Origin of the sequence: Limnospira fusiformis SAG 85.79 (assembly GCF_012516315.1) — a bacterium.
Classification (GTDB): Bacteria; Cyanobacteriota; Cyanobacteriia; order Cyanobacteriales; family Microcoleaceae; genus Limnospira; species Limnospira fusiformis.
In genome coordinates, this window is record NZ_CP051185.1 from 1,874,795 (window position 1) to 1,897,206 (window position 22,412).

General features: G+C 46.6%; 21 protein-coding genes and 1 pseudogene. 9 read left to right on the plus strand and 13 right to left on the minus strand.

Going from position 1 to position 22,412, the window contains the following annotated elements:
• Nucleotides 1-132 precede the first annotated feature (132 nt).
• Nucleotides 133-528 carry a hypothetical protein gene (locus HFV01_RS08890; RefSeq protein ID WP_006620051.1) on the plus strand — a complete coding sequence of 132 codons (396 nt, stop codon included), beginning with the start codon at nucleotides 133-135 and terminating at the stop codon, nucleotides 526-528.
• A gap of 321 nt (nucleotides 529-849) precedes the next feature.
• Here the strand turns inward: HFV01_RS08890 and HFV01_RS08895 are convergent, their stop codons facing one another.
• The 3 genes from HFV01_RS08895 to lysS form a co-directional block, all read right to left on the minus strand.
• On the minus strand, nucleotides 850-1,533 hold the full coding sequence (locus tag HFV01_RS08895) for an SGNH/GDSL hydrolase family protein (RefSeq protein WP_006624817.1): 684 nt from the start codon (nucleotides 1,531-1,533) through the stop codon (nucleotides 850-852).
• A 181-nt stretch (nucleotides 1,534-1,714) separates the two neighbouring features.
• Nucleotides 1,715-1,849 carry a hypothetical protein gene (locus tag HFV01_RS30335; protein WP_008057216.1) on the minus strand — a complete coding sequence of 45 codons (135 nt, stop codon included), beginning with the start codon at nucleotides 1,847-1,849 and terminating at the stop codon, nucleotides 1,715-1,717.
• A 188-nt stretch (nucleotides 1,850-2,037) separates the two neighbouring features.
• A complete protein-coding gene (gene lysS, locus HFV01_RS08900) occupies nucleotides 2,038-3,606 on the minus strand; it encodes a lysine--tRNA ligase (protein WP_006668156.1) in 1,569 nt (522 codons plus the stop codon).
• 110 nt (nucleotides 3,607-3,716) lie between these two features.
• On the opposite strand from lysS, the gene HFV01_RS08905 reads away from it, so the two are divergent.
• Entirely contained in the window at nucleotides 3,717-4,202 is a 486-nt protein-coding gene (locus tag HFV01_RS08905) for a hypothetical protein (RefSeq protein ID WP_006668157.1), read from the plus strand.
• Here the strand turns inward: HFV01_RS08905 and HFV01_RS08910 are convergent.
• Nucleotides 4,090-4,965 carry an IS630 family transposase gene (locus HFV01_RS08910; RefSeq protein ID WP_006668158.1) on the minus strand — a complete coding sequence of 292 codons (876 nt, stop codon included), beginning with the start codon at nucleotides 4,963-4,965 and terminating at the stop codon, nucleotides 4,090-4,092. The two genes, HFV01_RS08905 and HFV01_RS08910, sit on opposite strands and share 113 nt — an antisense overlap.
• A 160-nt stretch (nucleotides 4,966-5,125) precedes the next feature.
• Between HFV01_RS08910 and HFV01_RS08915 the strand changes: the two are divergent.
• Nucleotides 5,126-6,068 (plus strand): annotated as a pseudogene (locus HFV01_RS08915) (IS630 family transposase).
• Nucleotides 6,069-6,350: 282 nt separating this feature from the next.
• Here the strand turns inward: HFV01_RS08915 and HFV01_RS08920 are convergent.
• Complete coding sequence (locus tag HFV01_RS08920) at nucleotides 6,351-7,205, minus strand: LysR family transcriptional regulator (RefSeq protein WP_006624820.1); 855 nt, start codon at nucleotides 7,203-7,205, stop codon at nucleotides 6,351-6,353.
• A 149-nt stretch (nucleotides 7,206-7,354) separates the two neighbouring features.
• Between HFV01_RS08920 and HFV01_RS08925 the strand changes: the two genes are divergently transcribed.
• From HFV01_RS08925 to HFV01_RS30340, 5 genes are all read left to right on the plus strand, one after another.
• Nucleotides 7,355-7,840: a hypothetical protein gene (locus HFV01_RS08925; RefSeq protein WP_006624821.1), complete on the plus strand. Its 486-nt coding sequence runs from the start codon at nucleotides 7,355-7,357 to the stop codon at nucleotides 7,838-7,840.
• A 355-nt stretch (nucleotides 7,841-8,195) separates the two neighbouring features.
• Nucleotides 8,196-9,788, plus strand: coding sequence for a hypothetical protein (locus HFV01_RS08930; protein ID WP_006624822.1), 1,593 nt, complete (start codon nucleotides 8,196-8,198; stop codon nucleotides 9,786-9,788).
• 211 nt (nucleotides 9,789-9,999) lie between these two features.
• Nucleotides 10,000-10,875, plus strand: a complete 876-nt coding sequence (locus HFV01_RS08935) for an IS630-like element ISAtsp1 family transposase (protein WP_157883425.1) — start codon at nucleotides 10,000-10,002, stop codon at nucleotides 10,873-10,875.
• A 586-nt stretch (nucleotides 10,876-11,461) separates the two neighbouring features.
• Nucleotides 11,462-11,641 (plus strand): hypothetical protein, encoded by a 180-nt coding sequence (locus tag HFV01_RS08940; RefSeq protein ID WP_008056150.1) that lies wholly within the window; start codon nucleotides 11,462-11,464, stop codon nucleotides 11,639-11,641.
• A gap of 424 nt (nucleotides 11,642-12,065) precedes the next feature.
• Nucleotides 12,066-12,188: a hypothetical protein gene (locus HFV01_RS30340; protein WP_008056149.1), complete on the plus strand. Its 123-nt coding sequence runs from the start codon at nucleotides 12,066-12,068 to the stop codon at nucleotides 12,186-12,188.
• 275 nt (nucleotides 12,189-12,463) lie between these two features.
• Here the strand turns inward: HFV01_RS30340 and HFV01_RS32030 are convergent, their stop codons facing one another.
• The 8 genes from HFV01_RS32030 to HFV01_RS08980 form a co-directional block, all read right to left on the minus strand.
• Nucleotides 12,464-12,568 carry an NACHT C-terminal alpha/beta 1 domain-containing protein gene (locus HFV01_RS32030; RefSeq protein ID WP_396442575.1) on the minus strand — a complete coding sequence of 35 codons (105 nt, stop codon included), beginning with the start codon at nucleotides 12,566-12,568 and terminating at the stop codon, nucleotides 12,464-12,466.
• 72 nt (nucleotides 12,569-12,640) lie between these two features.
• Nucleotides 12,641-13,090 carry a type II toxin-antitoxin system VapC family toxin gene (locus HFV01_RS08945; protein ID WP_006624827.1) on the minus strand — a complete coding sequence of 150 codons (450 nt, stop codon included), beginning with the start codon at nucleotides 13,088-13,090 and terminating at the stop codon, nucleotides 12,641-12,643.
• A gap of 31 nt (nucleotides 13,091-13,121) precedes the next feature.
• Complete coding sequence (locus tag HFV01_RS08950; protein WP_006624828.1) at nucleotides 13,122-13,280, minus strand: hypothetical protein; 159 nt, start codon at nucleotides 13,278-13,280, stop codon at nucleotides 13,122-13,124.
• 144 nt (nucleotides 13,281-13,424) lie between these two features.
• Complete coding sequence (locus HFV01_RS30350; protein WP_008056148.1) at nucleotides 13,425-13,634, minus strand: PIN domain-containing protein; 210 nt, start codon at nucleotides 13,632-13,634, stop codon at nucleotides 13,425-13,427.
• Between the two features lie 33 nt (nucleotides 13,635-13,667).
• Nucleotides 13,668-13,808, minus strand: a complete 141-nt coding sequence (locus tag HFV01_RS30355) for a PIN domain-containing protein (protein ID WP_008056147.1) — start codon at nucleotides 13,806-13,808, stop codon at nucleotides 13,668-13,670.
• Between the two features lie 81 nt (nucleotides 13,809-13,889).
• Nucleotides 13,890-14,138, minus strand: a complete 249-nt coding sequence (locus tag HFV01_RS08960; RefSeq protein WP_006624831.1) for a hypothetical protein — start codon at nucleotides 14,136-14,138, stop codon at nucleotides 13,890-13,892.
• Between the two features lie 55 nt (nucleotides 14,139-14,193).
• Nucleotides 14,194-14,823 (minus strand): hypothetical protein, encoded by a 630-nt coding sequence (locus tag HFV01_RS32035; RefSeq protein ID WP_228116361.1) that lies wholly within the window; start codon nucleotides 14,821-14,823, stop codon nucleotides 14,194-14,196.
• Between the two features lie 283 nt (nucleotides 14,824-15,106).
• Nucleotides 15,107-15,247 (minus strand): hypothetical protein, encoded by a 141-nt coding sequence (locus HFV01_RS08980; RefSeq protein WP_155839150.1) that lies wholly within the window; start codon nucleotides 15,245-15,247, stop codon nucleotides 15,107-15,109.
• A gap of 29 nt (nucleotides 15,248-15,276) precedes the next feature.
• Between HFV01_RS08980 and HFV01_RS08985 the strand changes: the two genes are divergently transcribed.
• Nucleotides 15,277-22,308 (plus strand): LamG-like jellyroll fold domain-containing protein, encoded by a 7,032-nt coding sequence (locus tag HFV01_RS08985; protein ID WP_193521014.1) that lies wholly within the window; start codon nucleotides 15,277-15,279, stop codon nucleotides 22,306-22,308.
• Nucleotides 22,309-22,412 lie beyond the last annotated feature (104 nt).

Genomic DNA, 22,412 nt, shown 5'->3' on the forward strand with positions numbered 1-22,412 from the left:
AGCTTTCCCCTTATACCTGGGTCCCTAATCTGTTGTTAGGTATAGTTATGATCCGAATTATTAGATTAATTATTATTTGTTGTACAATCTGATGGTATTTTGGTCTCTCAATCTATAAGTGATATGTCAACAATGGATTACAACAATACGCCGAAACCCATCACGGGTGAAATGGATGATAAGGCTAAAGCCCGTTTGCTTCTGACATTATGGGCGTTGGGAGGAACACAGACTAAGGTTAAGAAAAGTGATCTGACCAGTAAAGTCAAACAAAAACGACAAGGTAAGAAAGTCGGGATTTATCAGGGACTCTATGAGGATCTCAAAAATGCTGGGGCGATTGAGATTCATAAAGAAAACCAAGTCCCAATGGTTTTATTAACAGAAACAGGTAAATGGATGTTGGTTGAAGCCTTACAAAATCATGAATTTGAGTTTGAGGGAACTGTGGTTGCGTCTCGGTTGGCTAATGGATTAGTTGATTTAGTTCGAGCCATAAGTCAGAGAACATCTGGGACTGATACCTAATCATATTTAGCCAAAAATTGGGAAGTTGAACTGTCTTGACTATCCCCCAACCAATGACCCTATTTCCCCCTAATCAAAACATGGGATAGATTTGAAAAACCTTCCTTGTAAATACCAGCACTCAAATCTGGATCGCCTTTCATTTCCGTGATCAAGTTTACTCCTCACACTTTCTTAAACGCGATAACGGATTCAGATCCAGATTGATGTGGTCTAATTATGAGGTGTGTCTACTAACAATCAATACACCCCTATCATGTTGCTTGAATGGAGATGTTATTGTGGCTTCGATTTGCCTTTTTTAACCATAGCACCAACTCCTCAAACAATTAAAGCTACAGTGGCTGAAGGTTCGGGGACAGATTTCTTATTATATTCTGTTTGCATTTGATGATAAACGCCACTAGCAATAATTTGATGGGCTGTGGTAGTGGGGTGGATATAATCCCAGAATAGATACTCGTGGGGGTTCTGACAAATTGTGCCTGATCTTAAGGATAGACAGCTATCAGTTACGTTGGTTAATCCAAATTGTTGAGGGTTAGCGATCGCATTATCGAATAAACTACCCACATCAAAAAAGCTAATATGGGCATTAGATAAACTTTTATTTAACCCTAATATTCCTTGCTGTAAGGCTTGATTATGTTGGATACTGAGGCTATTAAGTGCGGCGGGGTTAAAGGAATTAAAAGGGTCAACTGGGTCGAAGGGATTAAATTGGGCAATGGGTGTTTTTCCTAATTGCGGTAAATTTAGCACTAGAAAATTACGGGCTCCCACACCATACAAAGAACTTACAGCTTGCGTAATATTATTAACCGGGATATTTACATCAGTTTCCCTTCCCCCTAAATAATCATTTGCTCCCGCCCAAAGAATATATAACGCATCAGATTCGCGGATTGACCGGACATTAATAAAGGGGCAATAAATGCCTGTAATTGAGTTGATCAACCTGGTCAAAATCCTGGGTGGCGTTAAAATCTCCGGTTGTCGCTCCATTAAAGGCAAAATTTACCCCGTCAATGGGAGAGTCTGGGTCGATTAATGTAGTCGGATTTAAACCGAATTCTGAGGCTAAATAATCTACAAATAGTAATCCATTAGATGCTCGTTGGTCGAAGTAGGGTAGACCTTGAAAAATGGCTCCGCTAGTGGCTTGATAAGCGTTACCTGTATCTGATCAACCATCTCCAAATATATAGATTTGACTAAAGTTAAAGGTGGCGGTGATCGCTGAGGTCTCGGTAATTATATTTATGGCGATCGCACCAATAATGCTAGTAGTTAATGAGATGCTTTTGTAGATGCTTTTCATAACCAGCCCTGGTGTGAATTGGGGTAATTTGTACATGGTAAGGCAACTTTAACATGATGACTCCGTGAAATTACATAGGCTGGTGTAAACTTTCAGGATGATTTTAGTAAAGGTTTGGTAAAGCCATGGCGCTGAGGTCAGGGGATAATCAATAGTTAATTTACCCCCAGACCTAAAATTAATGGGAATTAAGTATCTTTGAAGGAACGCATAGTTGGGAATAAAATAGCATCGCGGATACTCTGGGTATCAGTTAAAAACATAACTAGGCGGTCAACTCCAATTCCCATACCACCACAGTTAGGCATCCCCAAAGAAAGTGCTTGAATAAAATCTTCATCCATGGGGTGTGCTTCATCATCTCCGGCTTGTTTTTGAGCCAATTGTTCCTCAAATCGCTGGCGTTGATCTACGGGGTCATTTAACTCAGAAAACCCGTTAGAATATTCAGTGCCATGAATAAATAATTCAAACCTCTCTACAAATCCCGGCTTAGAACGGTGTCGTTTAGCCAAGGGACTGACTTCTACGGGAAAATCAATAATAAATGTAGGTTCAATTAGGGTTGATTCTACCTTTTGGTCAAAGACGGCATAGAGTAAATATCCCAAATTTTGAGTATTTAAGTCTGTGAGTCTCACGCCGATCGCTTCAGCTTTGGATTTAGCTTCTGAGAATTCCAGGGTATCAAAATCTAAGCCAGTTTCATCTCGGACAGCTTCGACCATAGTTTTAACCCGCCAATGTTTTCCGGTGAATGTGGGATAAATATTGCTGTAGTCATATTGGCGATCGATACTGATTTTATCTCCCTGATAATCAATCTGAGTAGACCCGCCCAAAACCTCTGTAGCTACGGCACAGATTAAGTCTTCAACCAAAGCCATAATTTGGAAATAGTCAGCATAGGCTTGATAGACTTCAATGGAGGTAAATTCTGGGTTATGGGTGCTATCAATTCCCTCGTTACGAAAGACACGACCAATCTCGAAAACCTTTTCCATACCGCCACAAACGGCACGTTTTAAGAACAATTCGGTAGCAATACGCAAGTATAAATCAATATCTAGGGCATTGTGATGGGTAATAAAGGGTCGCGCCGCCGCGCCGCCATAAATAGTCTGGAGGACGGGGGTTTCAATTTCATCAAATCCGGCATTCCATAGATAGGTGCGAATGCTGCGGATAATGCGGCTACGGAGTTTAAACCGCTGTAGGGATGTGGAATTACTAACTAGGTCTATTTCCCGGTGGCGGCGACAGAGTTCGGGGTCATTGATGCCATAGTAGGAGTCGGGGAAGGGTATGGTAGCTTTGGAGATCACGTCAAGGCGGGATACTTGAATGGAGAGTTCCCCCCGGTTGGTGCGGCAGCCAATACCCTCGACTCCGATAAAGTCGCCAATATCGAGAAGTTTTTTAATTTGGTTGAATGTTAAACCGGGGTCGCCTGTGACGAGTTTTTTCTCGATTTTGAGTTGAATGGTTGCTGATGCGTCGGTTAAGCCAATAAAGCCAATACTACCGCTATCGCGTTTGAAGGTGATGCGACCACAGACTCGCAGGGGAAGTGCTTGGGGGTCGGCTTCTCCGTTGGCGAGTTGGTGTTGTGGTTGGGAAAAGTGATCGTGAATTTCTTGGGCGAGGTGCGATCGCTCAAAAGCTACGCTAGGATAGGGTTCAATACCCTGACTACGCAATTCTTCGACTTTTTTGGCACGAACTTCTAATTCGTTGCGGGTTGGATTCTCAGGCATTTCGGAAATTACATTATAGATTAGAGTCCTAGGATCTCATATCATAGCGATGGTGAAGATCAGAAGAACCGGATATTTATCAGTTACTGTGGTTAACACTTGTTTATCCCATGAGGAAGGTTAAACCCAAAGTTAGGCTCGTTGTCCTGGGTGCTATTATACTGGCAGTAGGTGCGATCGCTATTGGTTTAGCGTTCAGGCCTGATGCTGAAAAGGATTTGAAGGCTAATGGGGATGCTCTGTTTGAGCCGATAGTGGGGAATCCTGGCTTTGAGGGGGAACCGCCGCCAGAGGTGAGGCGCAATTTTCCTGATGGTGAGTTTCGGGGTGCTGATTTTTACCCGCGAGCCAAGGCTAGAATTAGGAGTAATCGGGTAAATGTTCGCCGACTGGCTACTCTCAACACTGGAAGTATTGCTAGGTTATCGGAGGGGACGGTGGTGGAGGTGGTCGATCGCATTGATATAGCATTAGTCAAGGTGGTTAGGACGCAGCTTGGAGAACGGAATCCATGGCATTATGGAGAGAATCAAACTGCTCAATACAATGGCGAATGCGGGCTTTCAACCACGACCAACATTTCTCTATCTTGTTGAGGTCTGGCGAATAAGGTGGTAGATAGAGCAAACGGCATTGAGCCGCCTCCACTAGCTCAGGAATCCGTCCCCCTTTATGAAACGTTGCATTGTCTAGCACTAGAGTCTGACCTGGCTTCAGTGTTGGAATTAAGATGAACTCCAACCACAACTCAAACACTGTCCGATTACAACAACCCTCAAAGCTAAAGGGGGCTAAGAGTTGTTGATGACACCATGCCGCAATCATGCTCACCCTGCCCTGCCTCTTCCCGGATTTGAGGACATGGAAGCGTTGTCCTTGCTCACAGTAACCATAAGGATAATCCGAGTCTTGACTATTGATGCCAGCTTCATCGAGGTAAACCAACCCTTCCGGCTCCATCTGTTCAATCTGAGCAATAAACTCCTCTCGCTGTTGCTCATCACGTTCTTGGTAGCCGTAAGTTTTTTTTCTGGTGAAGCCAATTTTCTTCAAGGCTCTGGATATGGTGCGAGGAGAGATGTCGTCATCCCAAAGTTCAGCCATTTGAGCGGAGGTTTGATCGCCATGCTCTTGGGCAAAAGCTTTGAATTTATGCCAGTCGGTAATTTTGTGGTTATTGCCAGGTGGGTGATTAGGTTTAGGGAGGAAGTCTCCGGTCTGTGCTTTTCTTTGCAGCCAGAGATTAATGGTGTTCCGGCTGACATGGAAAACTGGACTGGCTTCTGTTTTGGGCATACCGTCTAGTTCAATTGCATCAATAACTTTTTGTCTGAGGTCGTAACTATAGGGGGCTGGCATTTTTGGTCTTCTTAGTCATCTCGTCCTCTCCATTATACGTCCTAACTTTCCTGTCTTGTGCTATAGATACTGCGATTAGTAGGAGTATTACAGCCTTTACACAAAACACAAAGTACAGTATAATGTATGGCTATTGTATAAGTTATCACAACCAACTACCATGAGCCGTTACTCTTTAGATTTTCGGAAAAAGATAGTAGAAGCCTATGAAAAAGGAGACACTTCTATCCGAAAAGTAGCGAAACGCTTTTTGGTGAGTCCAGACACGGTAAGGCGACTGGTCAAACAGTATCGATTAACGGGAGACTTATCTCCTCGTAAGTGTGGCACTAAAAAGAAAAGCATTTTATCTAAGCATGAGGAAGCCGTGATAGATATTGTAGAAGCCCACCCCGACCTGACCTTATGGCAATATAGTGATAAGCTCAGAGACAAGCTGGGCATAAATGTCAGTACGACCATGATAGATAGATTTTTAAAGCAGCACGATATAAGTCTCAAAAAAAACATACAGGAGCGAAAAAGTAGTAACAGAAGAAGTACAGAAAGCGCGAGTAGATTATTGGTAAAGAATTAGAGATGTGGCTCCTGAAAAGCTTGTGTTTATTGATGAAAGTGGGTTATGGGTAGGGATGAGCAGACCGTTAGCCAGAGCTACGAAAGGGAAAAAAGTCTATGAACTGCGGAAATCCTATCGAGGTCAAAAAATGACAATAATTGGTGCAATTAAGCTCTCCGGAGTGGTGGCGACTCAAACATTATAAATGTCCATGAAAAAAGAGGATTTTCTCCAATTAATCAAGTTAGATTTATTGCCAAAATTAAAAAAAGGAGATGTAGTGGTAATGGATAACTGAAATTCTCATCATCGAGAAGAAGTCAAAGAAATGATAGAGTCAGTAGGAGCCAGGGTAGAATATCTGCCGGTGTATTCCCCTGAGTTTAACCCGATAGAGATGATGTGGTCACAGCTCAAAAGTTTAGTGTGCAAGTTCAGGACGGAGACCATGGAATTATTAGTGAGATTGGTAGAAGTGGCGGTAAGCCTTGTGGATTTACAGTGTTTGAATAACTGGTTTACCAAGTGTTATTACTGTGCTTAATGATTGAGATAAAGGCTGTACTGCGACGATTAAGAGTATTATGACGAGAGCGAGTTTAAAGACTACGTGGTTGTATACAGCTCCAAAAGTCGAAGTACGAAAGCAGGGGGTAGTAACTCTGTTCCTACGAAAAAGGGTGTCCATATCAGAAGCCGTGTGCTGGGAAACTCGCAAGCACGGTTTTGAAGTGGAGTTCGGGAAGGTGACTTCCTGTTCGACCATAACTCAGGGAGTTGTCAATCATTGGGGGGGATACAGACCACCGACCAATTGAGCAGGTCTCTAACGTAATACATCGAGGAAGGCGAAAACCGCCGGAGGATGCAGACCATTACTAAGAATAGCCGCGCCGATCGCCCTTTCTAAGGGTACTGGAAGCGATCGCACTTTCACCGACTTAGGAATAGGTAGCGCCGCCAACCGGGGCAGAATTGCGGCCCCTAAACCTTGAGCCACCATACTAACAATAGTAGAATCTTCCTTAATCTCATAGGCAATTTTTAGGGTCTGTCCCCACCTAGCCCAATGTTCTCGCACCGCCGAAGTACACTCAGCATAATTGTACAATATAAAAGCATGAGCTGACAACTCTTCCCAGGTTAAATTTTGGGGAATTGGTTGCTTAGAATTGGGCAATAATACTACATACTCATCCCGGGCAATTTCCCAAGTATCAAACTCTTCAGATCGCGGTAAAGGAACTAAACCAATATCCACCTGACCCGTCCGCAAAGCCTGTTCCACCCCCACAGGATCAGTCTCGGTAATTTTCACCTCTACATTAGGAAAACGACTGCGAAACTCAGCCACTTTCGGCGGCAAAATATGGGTAGCCGCACTGCGAAAAGAAGCCACCCGCACCTTAGACCCCTGTAACCCCTTTTCCAAATTCACCTCGTGGTCGATAGTCTCCCGCAGTTCCAGGATTTTCTGGGCGTGACCTAGGACTTTTTCACCAATGGGGGTTAAATGCGCTCCAAAGCGCCCCCTACACAATAGGGGAATCCCTAACTCATTTTCTAAAGATGCGATCGCCCTACTCACCGAGGATTGGGAAATATTCAAATCCAGCGCAGCCTCAGAAAAGCTACCCTTGGCGACCACAGCCATTAACACCCGCACATGAAACAAATTCATAACAATTGACCGAACCGGAGACCATCGTCATTAACAATCATCCATCCAGTTTACGCATGGAAATTATGCTTAATGAGTTTTGCATGATACCGAATCAGATCATTAAGCTATGGGAGAACTGAAAAATTTAATCGCTACTCTAATCATTTATGTTCGAGTTACTGCCCTTCCATAAGTTCCGTGATACCCCTAGCGTGCGTTTTTTCGATATCACCATCCCCAACTCTAATGCTAGGGATCTGGTTTTTCACGAAGGACCAGCTACCAGTCCCAACAACACGGAGGATGGCCACTGGCAGTTCTATCTACACCCCAACCAAGAAGATAACCTACTGGCTGTTTCCGGGGGTCGTACTTTCTATCTAGTTAATTTCGCTTGGGAATGTCCCTATCATATTGTCCGACTAGACGCTAATCGACACATTTTGCGGATTCCCCCAGGAACCTTCCATCGGTCAGTATCCGACCCCGAAGGTTCCCTAGTCTTGAATCAAGCTATCCGTACCCACAGGGCTACTGTAGAAAGCGAGTTCCGAGTATATAATAGCGCCGAAATTTCCCGCCTGTATAGAGTGACTTCTGATAAGGCTCGCCCCCCTATCTTACACGGCTTTGAACGCCTGCGCGTCGCTTGATGGATTATCCATCATCTGGGGGAGAGTTCCCAACCATCCGGGACTCTCCCAGATTATGTTAACTTTTGTAACAAAAAGTTAAAAAATGTTACAAAAAATTTTTTTTGTGGGCGGGTAGGTTGATTTTTGGGTAAGTTTCTGCTATAATTTTAGATAATTGGAATAGTGACAATTTAAAAAAAAGTAGCTATGAAAAAATTATATATTTTCCTGACAGAATATCACAATTGAGCAGTGTTTGTCAACCCCCCAAAATATCCGGGGAGAGGGAGGCGTGATAGAATTAGTTATTGATTATTGATGATGGATTACTTCGAGTTAGAATGTGGTTTCATATTAATTCAGCCACCCCAAAGTGAGTAGAGATATATTTGCGATCGAAGCCCTAGGGCAAATTCCTAAAATTCTCACCTTGCTAGATCGGAACCCCCACAGTCCGACCTATGGGTGTTTTGACCGAAACTTCTGGCATTATAAAATTATCGACTTCCCCAGTGGCATGGCCCAGGAGTTTGTCTGGCCCCTGGCTTTAGCCCACGAAGTCAATGTTCCCGATAATTCCTATTACCAACACCCCGCTATCAAGGAATGGGTACAAGCGGGGATAGCTTTTGCAGCCCGCAGCGCCCATGCAGACGGTTCTAGTGATGACTATTTCCCCTATGAAAGGGCGGCGGGGGCTTCGGCGTTTTCTTTGCTGGCTTGTGTGGAAAGTTATCGACTATTGGGGTTAGTTGATTATGAGGCGCTGAGGTTTTTTGAACGACGGGCGAACTGGTTGGCTAACCACTACGAAAGTGGTCAACTGGCGAACCATGAGGCGTTAATTATTCTAGCTTTGGAAAGGTTGGGAAACCTGCTGCAAACTTCTAAATGGCGGCGGATACAAGGGACGAGACTCGATCGCCTTTTAAGTTGGCAAACTGAAGAGGGATGGTTTCGGGAGTATGAGGGTTGCGACCCCGGATATCATACTCTCACCCTTTCCTGTTTGGCAGAATTGGACTGCCTTAAACCTGATGACCGGGTGAAAAATGCGATCGCCAAAGGTGTAGAATTAGCGTCCCATTTCATCCACCCTGATGGCACTTATGGCGGGGAATATGGCTGCCGCAACACTTATAATTTCTTTCCCCATGGTTTTGAGTTAGCGGGGAAGTGGCTACCAGAAGCCCTGCGGATTAATGACCAGTTTTTACAGGGTATAAAAAATGGCTTGGGTCCTTGCTATGCTGATGATCATATTATTGGGCATCATGCCTGGAATTATCTGCTGGCTTGGCAAGATTTCGTGAGCGATCGACCTCAGCCTCTGCCCCGGGACGTGGCTAGTCTTTGGTTAAAAGACGCCCAAATTTTAATCAAACGTCGTCCCGGGGTTGAGTTATATATGGGCTTAAATAAAGGCGGAGTTTTCAAGATATTTAGGAACAATAAATTAGTAATTTCTGACACTCAAATATCCCTGCAAATTAGCAAGGGGAAAAATTTAAAAAATGCCGTCAGTCACCTAATCGAACCTTACCAGGTCAAAGTAGAACAGGACGAAATCACTATCGAAGGGCAGTTAGGATGGGCGAAACAAACCCAAATGTCACCCTTAAAATTAATCCTGTTACGGGTAGTCATGTTAACTTTTGGGCGGTTTTTTCCCAACTTAATTCGGAAAATGCTGCAAAAAATGTTAATAACAGGCAAGCAGGATGCACCGTTTCACTTTCGGCGAAAATTACTCTGGCAAGATAATCAATGGCTGGTGACAGATGAAATTACCGCCTCTTCTTGGCAGGGTGTAATTAGTGCAGGAATTGGGGCTTCCCAAACCTCTATTTATGTGGTCATGAGTCGCACATTTCAACCGGGACAACTACAACCCTGGTTAGATTTAACTGAGGAAATTAAGAAACTTACACCGGGTCAAACACTGAGGGTAGAACGCACTTTTTAGGGGGCTTTCTGTTATCAATTAATTATCGGGTGCGAAACGTTCAGGCATAAAATAGGATTGTGATACCCTAAATAACCGCCTGGTGGGGGTTTCAGCCCCTGGGGTGAATACAAGAAGCTCGCTTCTGACCACCCCATAACTGTTTATATAGCACAAGACAGAACACTTAGGACGTATAATGGAGAGGACGAGATGACTAAGAAGACCAAAAATGCCAGCCCCCTATAGTTACGACCTCAGACAAAAAGTTATTGATGCAATTGAACTAGACGGTATGCCCAAAACAGAAGCCAGTCAAGTTTTCCATGTCAGCCGGAACACCATTAATCTCTGGCTGCAAAGAAAAGCACAGACCGGAGACTTCCTCCCTAAACCTCATCACCGACCTGGCAATAACCACAAAATTACCGACTGGGAAAAATTCAAGGCTTTTGCCCAAGAGCATGGCGACAAAACAGCAGCTCAAATGGCTGAACTTTGGGATGACGACATCTCTCCTCGCACCATATCCAGAGCCTTGAAGAAAATTGGCTTCACCAGAAAAAAAACTTACGGCTACCAAGAACGTGATGAGCAACAGCGAGAGGAGTTTATGGCTCAGATTGAACAGATGGAGCCGGAAGAAGTGGTCTACCTCGATGAAGCCGGCATGAATAGTCAGGACTCGGATTACCCTTATGGTTACTGCGAGGAAGGAAAACGCTTCCATGCACTCAAATCAGGGAAGAGGCAGGGCAGGGTAAGTATGATAGCCGCATGGTGTCATCAACAACTCTTAGCTCCCTTTAGCTTTGAGGGTTGTTGTCATCGGACAGTGTTTGAGTTGTGGTTGGAGTTCATCTTAATTCCAACATTGAAGCCAGGTCAGACTCTAGTATTGGACAATGCAACGTTTCATAAAGGGGGACGGATTGCTGAACTGGTGGAGGCAGCTCAATGCCGTTTACTCTATCTTCCGCCTTATTCGCCAGACCTCAACAAGATAGAGAAATGTTGGTCGTGGCTGAAAGCCCGTATTCGCCACTGCATTGAGCAGTTTGATTCTCTCCATGATGCCATGGATTCCGTTCTCAAAGCTGCGTCCTAACCACCTTGACTAATGCTATATTTCGGGTATTTCAGCCCTATTTCATACCCGAACGTCTCGCACGTTAGGGGTCGAGAGTGAAGTCACCTTCACCCTCTCCCATTCAGAACCGTGCTTGATAGTTTCCCATCACACGGCTCCTGGTGTGGATACCCTATTTGTCAAAGGAGCAGAATCAAGAGACCTGCTTTCTACTTCGATGTTCAGAGCTATATGCACCACGTAGTCTTTAAACTCGTCCTCGCCATTATACTCTTACTGACCGCAGTATCTATATCCCCACCGTGACCTGTGGGCATATCCCCACCATGACAATTGGGCTTTAGCTTCTGGTCACATCCTTCACCCTCTAAGCATGCGCTTACATTTTTCACTACTGCCTTGTGAATAGCATTACTCACTGGTTTATAGGCAGAGCATTAGAGGGGTTACAACGTTCCGATTATATGGGCATTCCATCGTTAGATTTGTCCTCTCCGCCGGGGTACTTTTAAAGGTCTGTATAGGTAGTCGCACGAACCCCCTACTTTTCCCCTTGCCCTTTTGAGCGCAGCGTGTCAACCTATTTCGCTGCTAGTGTATTACGATGGTTCAAGCCGGACATTCGGTCTTGCTAATCATAGATGGTTGGCAGTGGTCGCGTCTTGGTAGTAGGTTCTACCTCACGCCTTCCGTTCCCCGCTTCAATCCTGGAGTTATGATTTCCAAAACTGGGGGTGGCTATCGCCGTTACTCTCTACTCCCTGATTTCTCAGTTCGTTTATGACCTTGAGTTCCCTGCCTTGCTTAGTTCCCTAAGCGTCGGGACATATAACCAGTTATGAGGATGGTCAGGAGAGGTCTCCTTATATCCAGATTCGGAGCTGGAATCCTCACCGGGTAGTTATTTCGGGCATTTCAGCCCTATTTCATACCCGAACGTCTCGCACCATCCGCTTACACTTATCACTACTGATTACCTCGACCAGATAATCAGAGCCTTAGAGGGATTACAACGTTCCGTTTATATGGGCATTCCATCTTTAGATTTGTCCTCTCCACCGGGGTACTTTTAAAGGTCTGTGTAGGTAGTTGCAAAAGTCCCCTACTATTCCCCTTGCTCTTTTGATCGCAGCGTATAAAAACTTATTCCGCTACTAAATATTTACGATGGTTCAAGCCGGACATTCGGTTTCCCTAATCATGGATGGTTGGCAGTGGTCGCTTTTGGTAGTAGGTTCTACTTCACGCCTTCCGTTCCCCGCTTCAATCCCAGAGTTGTGATTCCCGAAACTGGGGGTGGCTATCGCCTTTACCCTCAACATACTTTGTAACAAATTGTTAGGATTTATTACAAAGTATGTTGACCTGGGGTTCCCTGCCTGGTTTTGGTATCTTGTGATACAAAACGTCGGGACATATAAACAGTTATGGGGATGGTCAGAAACGAGTTGTCTTGTATTCAACCAAGGGGTTGAAGTCCCCACTAGGAGGTTATTTCGGGCATCTCAGCCCTATTGAACTCCTAAACGTCTCGCACTTTGCTGATATTTTAGCGAATTTGAGAACTTGGGGTGAGGGTTCGGAAACCGGGTTTCTGGGTGGCTGCTTAAATCTCCCCTAACCAGGTTTCAATGGCGGACATCAGATTCGGTTGATTGGGGGAAAGGCCTTTTAAGGGCGCTTCTAGGGGGTCGTCCGTGAGGAAGGCGATCGCTTCTACCGAGACGCTTCGCGATCGCTATTTCCCCCGTCAGACAAAAGGCGATGATTCTGGGTGGGTTGATTAACGGTGACTCGGAGCGATCGCCTCAATTTGGGAACACCAAGAAAAGTCCTTGATATTAAACGTGTAGATGCTGTTCACTTCATGGGCTAACACGATCCAAATATGCAGTAAATCAAAAACTCCTCCATTGGTTACAGGTCTTTCTGCCAATAAACCAATCCAACCTTCAAACAGATCCACCGGAGTTGAAAGTAAGCAGATATGGGGCATCTGACAAATCCGGTTAATGCGGATAATTGCTTCCGTTGGCTGTAAAGGCGTGGCTAAAATAGCGGGATTAGTAATATAGGAGTAAAATTCCGCTAAAACCTGCGATGAGACACACAAAATTTCCCTGTCGGTCGGTCTAAATATTTCTAAGGCGGCTTGATGTTGAGGGGCTTTGGTATTAGCAACATAAGCCAGGATGTTCATATCCAGATAAATTCGTTGAGCTTCCCCTGCCATAAAGCATCGTCCGATTAAAGGGTGGGAGAATTTAGCTCTCAAAAAACCAGGAATCCCGGTCTAATTCCGAGAGATTTTCTGGGGCTGATTTGTTCTGCTGTTGATTGATAGTTTTAAAGATTTCTATCATTAGATAAATTGGCTCGATTGGTTTTGGGGTTAGTCCGGTGATATCAAGAGTTTGAGTCATTTTTTCGTCGTGGGCTAGGGGTTGCTGACATTCTAGCTAATTTTGCGGCCCAGGGTCAAAAACCGAGTTTCTTTGCTGCTTAAATCTCCTCTAAACCGGTTTCAATGGCGGATATCAGATTCGGTTGATTGGGGGGAAACCTTTTTACCGAATCACTCGAAATTCGAGGTTGAGATTTAGCTGACTCCATTGGCGGTCTGCGGTGATTACGGGTTGATTGAGAACAAGACCCAAGCCTAGACAAGCCTGATCGCCTAGGGATAAGCCTAGAGGTTTAGTGATGGGTCGTAGCATACCAGCAATATGAGCTTGCGGTTCATCAAAGGGAACAATTTTTAAGTTCAAGTCGGACAAAATTTGCCAAATCTCCGGTTCTGAGATGCCAATTTATGCCAATTTAGCAATAACTTCCGATAAATTAATGGTGCTAATCGTTGCATTGTCAATCAAGTCTGTTATTTGTTCACTCCCGCTTTCTTGATTGAGAAATGCTAATATGGCAGAGGCATCCATGATTACATTACTCATGGATATAGCAATCCTAAATCAGTTGTGGAAGACCCTCACCCCCAACCCCTCTCCCAGAACGGGAGAGGGGAGAAGAAGATGTTATAAATCATTTAGGACTGCTATAGACTCGTGACGGCGTTCTTGAATCAGTTCCTCTGTTAGGTTGCGATTTTTCCCATATTTTTTGACTATTTTTTGAGCCTGGGTGAGGGGGCTGGTGGAGTCAGTTATTAGTGGGCGATCGCCTTGTTTCTGCTGTTGATTAATAGTTTTAAAGGTTTCTATCATCTTTTGAATTGGCTCGATTGGTTCTGGGGTGAGTCCGTTGATATCAAGAGTTTGAGTCATTTTTGAGTTGGGGGCTAGGGGTTGTTGACATTTTAGCTAGTTTTGCCGCTAAGGGTCAGAAAGTGGGTTCTTGAATCCTCCAATCTCCCCTAACCCGGTTTCGATTCTCCTGGGTCAACGCTTCCGGAACCCCGATATCAGATTCGCGCTTATTGGGGGGAAGCCTTTTAATGGTGCTTCTAGGGGGTCCTCGCTGTTTAAAGCTATGGCGATTACCCCCGTCAGTGTTTGGCAAAAGGCGATTCTCCTGGGTCAACGCTTCGCGATTCTCCTGTGGAGACCCTTCGCGATCGCTTCTGGGGTGGGTTTCGTCGGGGTGGAAAATGTTTCGCCGCCGAAGAGGATGGCGCGGTGGGGGAGGAGGTGGGGCGCGTTTTAGGGTTTTGATGTGGCGATCGCCGATCAACTGTTGCGGCGGCGCAGGCGAGTCATAGCCAGGGCTCCGACCCCCAAACCGATCGCCAGGGTGGGTTCGGGGACAGGTTGCGTTTCCCAATTCACCACTTGAATTGGGTAAGCCAGAGCCGATTTGAGGCGGTTTGCTGCAGCCCGTGAGGGTGAAGGGTTCGGTCACGTCGCCAATCCACAGGTAGTCCGCGCCCCATCCGTCGGTGGGATTCTCCACGGCGGAGCGATCGCCCACCGCCACGCCGTCCCGGAACCGGTTGTCCACCACCCGGCTCATCCCAAAACATCCGTAAATTATCGGTTAAAATTAGGCTAATGAGTCCGAGTTTATTAAGAGTTTAAATATATCCATAAACCGGCTGCCCCTGATGTCCAGGTAATTTCAATTCTCGATGGCCTGACGGAGCTGTGGCCGCTTTTCTGCGGGCAGCTCCATGACTTTATTAAAAAAATAAAAAGAATCGACTTCCTGCCATCGCTTGAAGGCTAAGGTATTAAAAAATTATCCGATAGTTTCTCGTCCCATTTGCGGGTGCAGTAACCGACAGAACGACTAGGATTCACTCTTTTTTTTGAAGGGGGATGAGTTTTTTCGTTAGTCCCAGCCCCAAACTGGCATCAGGGAAAATGTGATCAGCATCGTGACAACTGCAAGGGGAGCGATCGGGCCAGGAAGCGGCGATCGTGTCCTTGGCTAACAATGTAGAATCTCTCAACAAAACAGGAACTTATGTACCTAACAAAAGACAAACTCCAACATATTAGTACAATTACCCATGAGGGTAAGGTCGTCGTATTCGGCACCGATACCGAGGGTAAGGTCTTCTATACGGTGAAGCAAGATGGCTTTGAAGATAGCTACTTGAATACCCCTGCCGACCAAAGAACCGGATGGGAAACCTGGCAACCTCTGGAATTCCCCAATGAGGTGGATGATCAATCGGTGATTGAACAGGAGAAAGCTGAACTCACCTATCAGAATGATCCAAGTCGCTATTTGCTACGATCGCGCTACTCGACCCAAGGTATGACAGCCGTTGCCCCCGTTCAGGCGATCGCGGCCCTTGATCATATTTATGTGTTCCGTCAATCTACAAACAATACGCTATTAGTGGATCGATTTGTGTTGGATGGCATGGCCAACAAACTGAACCGCAAACTGGAAGTTCGCTTTAAGCGGAGTCGGCAAAAGCATATCCCGACTAAAACGATGGCGATGGGTAACAACGGCCTCAGCAATGTTGATACCCTCGACTTCCGGGATGCCAATGGTAATTTCTTCTATGAACCCACAACGGAACTTTGCTTGGTCAGCAACCTGCACAAAGGTTGGTTTTCTGTGGTAGTAGTGCCCACGATTGAAAATGATGTTCATCGGTGGCATATCTTTGCCTACAATAGCCAGACTAAAAAAGTTGAACTGACGACCCTACGCGCCTCACAGGAAGGTCTCTTCGACCTCAAAGACTACACCATTTACGAAGAGGCGGAGGGTAGTCTGGTGCCCAAGAAGATTCCAGGGATTATCCAGCGCACGTTGGATATTGATGGGGTTTCCATTACCAATGGTCTGTCAGCCACCAAGTACGATCTTCAACAGGAACAGGAAACCCAAGCTGGGGATACCCAACTGCTGCGGAGCGCCACTAAACTGATGGTCGCTATCCCCACTGATAAAGGGGTTGCAGCCCTGAGCTTTGCCATTGCCGGAGATGGCACCCTGTCTGAAATTGATGAAACCCCTGAACGCACCATTGCCCGCAGTCGTCAGCGGGAAATTTTGCTGCCCCTCAATACCCTAGATGAAGTCAAAGCCCTGGCCGACCAAACCCCACCACCCCTGGGGGTGATCCGTGGATTGGCCCTGGGTACTGATGCCGATGATGCCGAAGACCTGGTGATGGTATCCACCGAAGGAGAGGCGGGCCAACTGGCCAACGGCGATCTGGTGAAAATCTCCGGAACCCCTGATATACGGGGGCTCTATGGGGCTCAGAAGATCGACGACCGTACCTTCGAGATTGCGCTACCTACCCCCGCCGATAACTTAGGCTATTGGGAAAAGGAAGATCTAGAGGAGGCGGGCTTAATTTTCGATGGCATGATTGCCGCCTATGAAAAGACTGCTGACGGCAAGCTGCGCGTTACCTGCGATTACCACGGTCTTGAGGATGGGGATGAGGTGCAAATCATTGGCACCGATAGCTATGACAATACCTATCCCGTGCAGACCGTTGATGATAATCACTTTGTGATCGAGCGGCGGTGGGCTAAAGGGGAAGCCGTCAACATCAAAGTTGTCTCTCGCAAACGGCGCGGCATTGTCTTTGATGGCGTGAAAGATTACGTCGAAATTTCCCAAAAACCATCACTAAACTCCAAGTGTTTTACGGTCTCTTTTTGGGCAAAGGTTACGGGCGGTCAAGGTACCCATCGTTCACCCTTGACTTCCCGTGATCCCCATGCCTTGACGGGGTATTTAGTCTATGCCAATGCCAAGAATCAGTGGGAATTGGTTGTTGGGAATGGTCAATGGAGTGCTGTAACAGGGCCAACGATTCTCCTGGATACCTGGACACACATTGCTGGCACCTATGACGGCAAGACGCTCAAGCTCTATGTCAACGGTGTTTTATCCGGCAGCTTAGAGACTCCTTATACACCGAATCGCCAAGCTCCTCTACGGGTGGGTACTGGAAGTCATCACCACCATGGCCCTTTCTACTTTTTCCCTGGCCAAGTCTCTGAGGTTTGCATCTGGTCACTGGCTCAAGATGCTGAAACCATCAAAAATAATATGTACTTGCCCTTGCGAGGTAAAGAAGTAGGGCTAGAAGGATATTGGCGTTTGGGTGGCCTTGCAGAAGGCAAGGTGAGCGACTTTTCTATCCATGGCAATGAGGGCACCGTTTATGGTGATCCCTATGTCAGTGCGGCTACCCTCAGTCGCAAGCTGGCCAGTGGAGCCAATGTGGTGAAATACAGCAATCCTGACCTGTTTGCCGTGAGTCAACGCGCCACCTATGAAGAAAGCTTTGAGTTCAAGGTCAATGCTGCCAAACCATTGACGCTGGCGGATCTGAACAATGCCGATGGTCGGGGGCAAGGTACCAAGATCTTCACCTTCTCTCACTGGGGTAAAACTAGCCGCAGCACTAACGACATCATTGCAGTCTCGGCGGTGCAAGATGAGTTTGAAGATCTGGGAAGCGGCTGGTATCGGGCTTCCTGTACCCTAACGATTCCTGATGAGATCAGTCTGCTGCGCTCCTTTGAGATTGCTAAGGTACAGGGTAACTGGAACGCATTGGAAATCCGAAAGCATCGCATTCGTCTGTTGTCTGATGCAATTACAACGGCAAAGTATACCGATGACGTAGCTCTAGCAACGTTGGCTAATGACCAGACTACGCTGTCAGCAAAGTTGAAAGAATTGCAGTTGAAAGAGAAACAGGAGAGGATTTTACTCAAAGAAAAGTGGGAGTTAGAAGCAAAAATTGCTGGGTCAAAGAATCTCGAACAAACACGAGTAAATTTCAATAATTTAACCGCTCAAGTTCAACGTCTTGAATTCGAAGAACAAAATCTCAAGTCAATTTATAATTCTGGCGCGGACAACCCTTTAAATTACTGGTGTTTTCTTCAACATAAACAAACAGGCTTGTTTTGGGAACACGTGAAGAGTGGCGACACTGTAACGGTTGAACTGATCTCTTCTTGTGGTGATGATTGGACTAAGTGGAAATTCACGGATGCAGGCGGTGGATACTACTATATCCAAAATAAGCAAACAGGCTTGTTTTGTGAACACGTGAAGAGTGGCGACACCGTAATGGTTGAACTGATCTCTTCTTGTGGTGATGATTGGACTAAGTGGAAATTCACGGATGCAGGCGGTGGATACTACTATATCCAAAATAAGCAAACAGGCTTGTTTTGTGAACACGTGAAGAGTAGCGACACCGTAATGGTTGAATTGATCTCTTCTTATGGTGATGATTGGACTAAGTGGAAACTTGAACGAACAGATGAGCAAACCAATAATAAGATCGAAAAGTATTATCAAGATTGGCAACTAATATGCGAAAAACTTAATCTAGCAAGGATTGAATTAGATCAAGCAAGGCAAGTATTAAACGCTGGTGAGACTGAGAAACAACAATGGGAAACTCGCCTAAAAGCAGTTATTGCTCAACTCACCCAAATTCAAACTGATATCAACACCCTGAATACTGACTTCCTCAATGTTGTCAAAAACACCCAAACAAAACCCCAAGCCATGCCCGAGTTTGCTAAAGATAGCAAGGGATTAGTGACTCAAGGAGCGTTACTTGGTTTTGTCGAATCTATCAGCCGCCTCCATGCCCTAGAAACCTGTGAGGGGAACGTCCAACTGAGTTATTTTGATAATCAGGGACGGATGCGGCAAACCAACTACGATGCCACTGCTGATAGTCGAAATGCAACCTTTGAACAGTGGATTCCTGATGCCCATCGGGCTTGTCTCAACTTCAACCTCAGCACTAGTGTCTTGACCTTAAAAACCACCTTGCCCCTACCGATGGATTGGAGCATGGAAGCTTGGTTTGTCTATCCTTTGCCTGAAAAGTTGGAATGGAATACCTTAAGTCGTTCAGACGGTGGGCACCATGTTCTGGTCAAAAATGGTAAACAGTTGGGGATCTGGTTGCAGGATGATATTCAAGGACAGAGGTTCTTTGACTGCGGTTTTAATTTAGATCGACTCTCCTTTGGCTGGCACTATCTAACCGCAGTTGCTAAAGGAGATACGACCCTGTTTTACGTTGATGGCCAACGGGTTGGTGACACCAAGGCTAAGGCTCTAGCTGATGCCAAGGAAAGTTTGACAAAATCCCCCAATGATTCTGCGGCACAGCAGAAAGTCGAAGCCATCAAGAAGGCAATCATCAAAGTGACTGGCGCTGTCCATACGATTGGCAATACATCTGATGGGGGACAACCCTTTGGCAAGCTTTCCGAAGTTCGCATCTGGAGAGATGCCCTCAGTGAAGAGGAAATTGCTATTAACAGCAAAACCTTACTGAGTGGTAATGAACCAGGGTTATTGGCCTACTATCCCATGAGTGAAGCGACGGGCGTAGAAGTTCGCGATCATTCTGGCAACGGCAACAATGGCACGGTATCCGGTACTAGTTGGTGGGCCTCTACGGTACCTATCGGTAATCCTGGGCATACAGTGATGCAATTTGATGGGGTTGATGACTATCTGGAACTAGCACGGCCATTGCCCATTTTCTCAAGTTCGTTCACCGTTTCTATGTGGGTGAAAATTCCGACTCATAAGCGGGGAATCTTGCTAGGAGACTATGGTCTGCAAAACGCGCTCAATATCAACTTTGAGATTCTTGCTGGTGGAAGCCTGAGATTTTACTGGGATGGCTCCGGGGCTCTTGGCACTGTAAAGCTAGGGCTCAATCAATGGCACTTCATTAGCTTTGTCAGAGATCGAGAAAACCAGAAAGTTTACACTTATGTTGATGGTGTGCGTGATCTGGAACACTCCGGAGCCTTTGCCGATAAAACTGCGACCATTTCTCACCGTATTGGGCGCGATGTGCGGGGCAGTGACAGCGGCACTGTGTTTCAGGGTTGTATGGCTGATCTTCGTATCTGGAATATCGCCCGTACCCAGGATGAAATTCAGGCAGACATGAATACCCGCCTCGGCGGCAAGGAACCTAACTTGGTTGCCTACTATCCACTGAATGAAATCAAGATGGAAGGCAACACTGGCAAGGTTCAAGACCTAGCGGGCAACCGCCATGGCACAGTTCATGAAGCACTAACCACCGCAGACAATACCCTGCCCATTGGCGGCGATGCCCTGGTCTCTGCGGAGTACAGCACCGTTACCCTGGATCCAACCACCAAGCGCAAGGCCGCAATCATGCGGCGCTTCCTGGGTGCGCCCACCATCAATGGGGCCACGCTGCTGCCGGATAAGCGAATCGAAACCCTGGAACTGAAGTGGATTGGCAATGCCCAGTTTGCCCCAACCCTGCTGGGGTACATCGAAGGGCCACCACCCGTTCCCAGCGAGAACTTGACCATCGAAGAAGACTACAACGGTGCCACCTCGGTGGAGCTGACCATGTCGGAAGATGTGGACTTTAGCTGGAACCGCGCCCAAGATAGCGGATTGGGTGCAGCGGCAGAGATTTTTGCCGGGGCCGAGACCGAGGCCGCAGCGGGTCTCGGATTCACGACCCGAGTGGCCACCATGCGGGCCGGGTTCAAAGGCAACTTTGACTTCAGCTACCAGTTCTTAAACGAGAGCAACATTACCTCCAGTTCGTCCCTCAGCTTGACCGATAGACTGGAACTGCGGGGAACCCCTGAAGTGAAGCCCCACTTCCCTCATCTCGGCACCCGCTTTATTCCCAAGAATATTGGCTATGCCCTAGTAGTCTCGGCCATCTCCGATGTGTTTGTGACCCGCCTAGCCCGCAGCGGCAAGATGGTGGGCTACCAGGTGCGTCCCGTCGAAGGTCTGCCGCCAGATGTCAATACCATCACCTTCTTGATGAACCCGGCCTACACCATGAACGGCAGTCTGGATGGCATGACCGGCAGCAGCGCCACCAGCGATCGCTTCTTCAAGCACGTTCCCGAAATGCGATCGCAATATGGCTCCCTCTATCCAGCCAGCTACTACCGCCTCAAAGAAGCCTACGACCTGAAAGAACAGATCGAAGCGGAGGACAAGCGCCGAGAATCCTACTTCTCTAACTTCAATGTGCGCCTCTTGGATGAAACCTCCCTGAATCGAAACATTGACAGCGGCCCAGCGCCTAGCACGATTGGCGTTAATCGTGAGGAAGACCAACCCGCCACCCAAATGACGGAAGAAGAGAAGAAAGCCGCCGACGCGGCAAAGCTTCAAAATCTCCAAGCCAATGCCAATGCCAATGTGGATAAACAGAGCCAGGCCACCCAAGCCAAACAAGCGGAAATTCAGAGCAAAATCACCGACCAAGAGAAGCAGGTTCAAGCAACAGAAAGCTTTGCCGGTTGGCAGAAACGGATGGAAGATCTGCAAATTCGCGCTGCGAAACGGAACATTGTCAATACCTATGTGTGGGATGCCGATGGTGGGCTGCGCTCAGAACAGCAAAGCTTTGCCAACACAGTGGAACATACCATTGGTGGTTCATTTACGATGAATGCAGCCTTGGGGGCAGAAGCCAAGTTTGGTGCAATGGCTACGGCAGAACTCACCGCCCAAGCGACTGTAAACCTGACCCAAACGATGACCAAAACTGAAGCCCGAAGCAAGGGATTTGAGTTGAGTGTAGACCTGAGTGGTTTGGAATATAAAGGCATCACCGACTACAACGATCGCCCCATTCTGCCTGGGGAAAAAGTCGATCGCTATCGGTTTATGAGCTTCTACCTGGAAGGCAGCACCGATCACTTCCAAGACTTCTTCAACTATGTAGTCGATCCCGAATGGCTACGCAGCAACGACGAAGAAGCGCGGGCACTGCGCCAGACCCAGGCGGGTAAACCCAACAAAGCCTGGCGGGTGCTGCACCGGGTCACCTATGTAGAACGTCCGGCCTTGATGGGCTTTGGTCGGGATGTGCGTAAATTGCGGGTGGCGGCTGAAGTTTCAGAAAATCAAGCACTGTTGGATAAGATTGCCAAATTGGAGGATAAAAACCAAAAACTTGAGGAAAAACTGGATACTATCCTCGGCTTGTTGAAAGAGCAGAAATAGTCGATCATTAGATCATTAAAAGGAGGGGAAATAATTTCCTCTCCTTTTTTGATTGAGGGCGATCGCCGGATGATTTGGAAATTTTGGTTGGATCGAATCATATC

What these genes read in the sequence shown, in the direction of transcription:
- HFV01_RS08945 (WP_006624827.1), bottom strand. Translation starts at nt 13,090, where the DNA reads ATGGCAGGGGAAGCTCAACGAATTTATCTGGATATGAACATCCTGGCT.
- HFV01_RS08910 (WP_006668158.1), bottom strand. Translation starts at nt 4,965, where the DNA reads ATGCCAGCCCCCTATAGTTACGACCTCAGACAAAAAGTTATTGATGCA.
- HFV01_RS08960 (WP_006624831.1), bottom strand. Translation starts at nt 14,138, where the DNA reads ATGACTCAAACTCTTGATATCAACGGACTCACCCCAGAACCAATCGAG.
- HFV01_RS08950 (WP_006624828.1), bottom strand. Translation starts at nt 13,280, where the DNA reads ATGACTCAAACTCTTGATATCACCGGACTAACCCCAAAACCAATCGAG.
- HFV01_RS08935 (WP_157883425.1), top strand. Translation starts at nt 10,000, where the DNA reads ATGCCAGCCCCCTATAGTTACGACCTCAGACAAAAAGTTATTGATGCA.
- lysS (WP_006668156.1), bottom strand. Translation starts at nt 3,606, where the DNA reads ATGCCTGAGAATCCAACCCGCAACGAATTAGAAGTTCGTGCCAAAAAA.
- HFV01_RS08920 (WP_006624820.1), bottom strand. Translation starts at nt 7,205, where the DNA reads ATGAATTTGTTTCATGTGCGGGTGTTAATGGCTGTGGTCGCCAAGGGT.
- HFV01_RS30355 (WP_008056147.1), bottom strand. Translation starts at nt 13,808, where the DNA reads ATGAGTAATGTAATCATGGATGCCTCTGCCATATTAGCATTTCTCAAT.
- HFV01_RS30335 (WP_008057216.1), bottom strand. Translation starts at nt 1,849, where the DNA reads ATGAAAAGCATCTACAAAAGCATCTCATTAACTACTAGCATTATTGGT.
- HFV01_RS32035 (WP_228116361.1), bottom strand. Translation starts at nt 14,823, where the DNA reads ATGAGCCGGGTGGTGGACAACCGGTTCCGGGACGGCGTGGCGGTGGGC.
- HFV01_RS08890 (WP_006620051.1), top strand. Translation starts at nt 133, where the DNA reads ATGGATTACAACAATACGCCGAAACCCATCACGGGTGAAATGGATGAT.
- HFV01_RS08905 (WP_006668157.1), top strand. Translation starts at nt 3,717, where the DNA reads ATGAGGAAGGTTAAACCCAAAGTTAGGCTCGTTGTCCTGGGTGCTATT.
- HFV01_RS08940 (WP_008056150.1), top strand. Translation starts at nt 11,462, where the DNA reads ATGGTTCAAGCCGGACATTCGGTCTTGCTAATCATAGATGGTTGGCAG.
- HFV01_RS08985 (WP_193521014.1), top strand. Translation starts at nt 15,277, where the DNA reads ATGTACCTAACAAAAGACAAACTCCAACATATTAGTACAATTACCCAT.
- HFV01_RS08895 (WP_006624817.1), bottom strand. Translation starts at nt 1,533, where the DNA reads ATGGAGCGACAACCGGAGATTTTAACGCCACCCAGGATTTTGACCAGG.
- HFV01_RS08925 (WP_006624821.1), top strand. Translation starts at nt 7,355, where the DNA reads ATGTTCGAGTTACTGCCCTTCCATAAGTTCCGTGATACCCCTAGCGTG.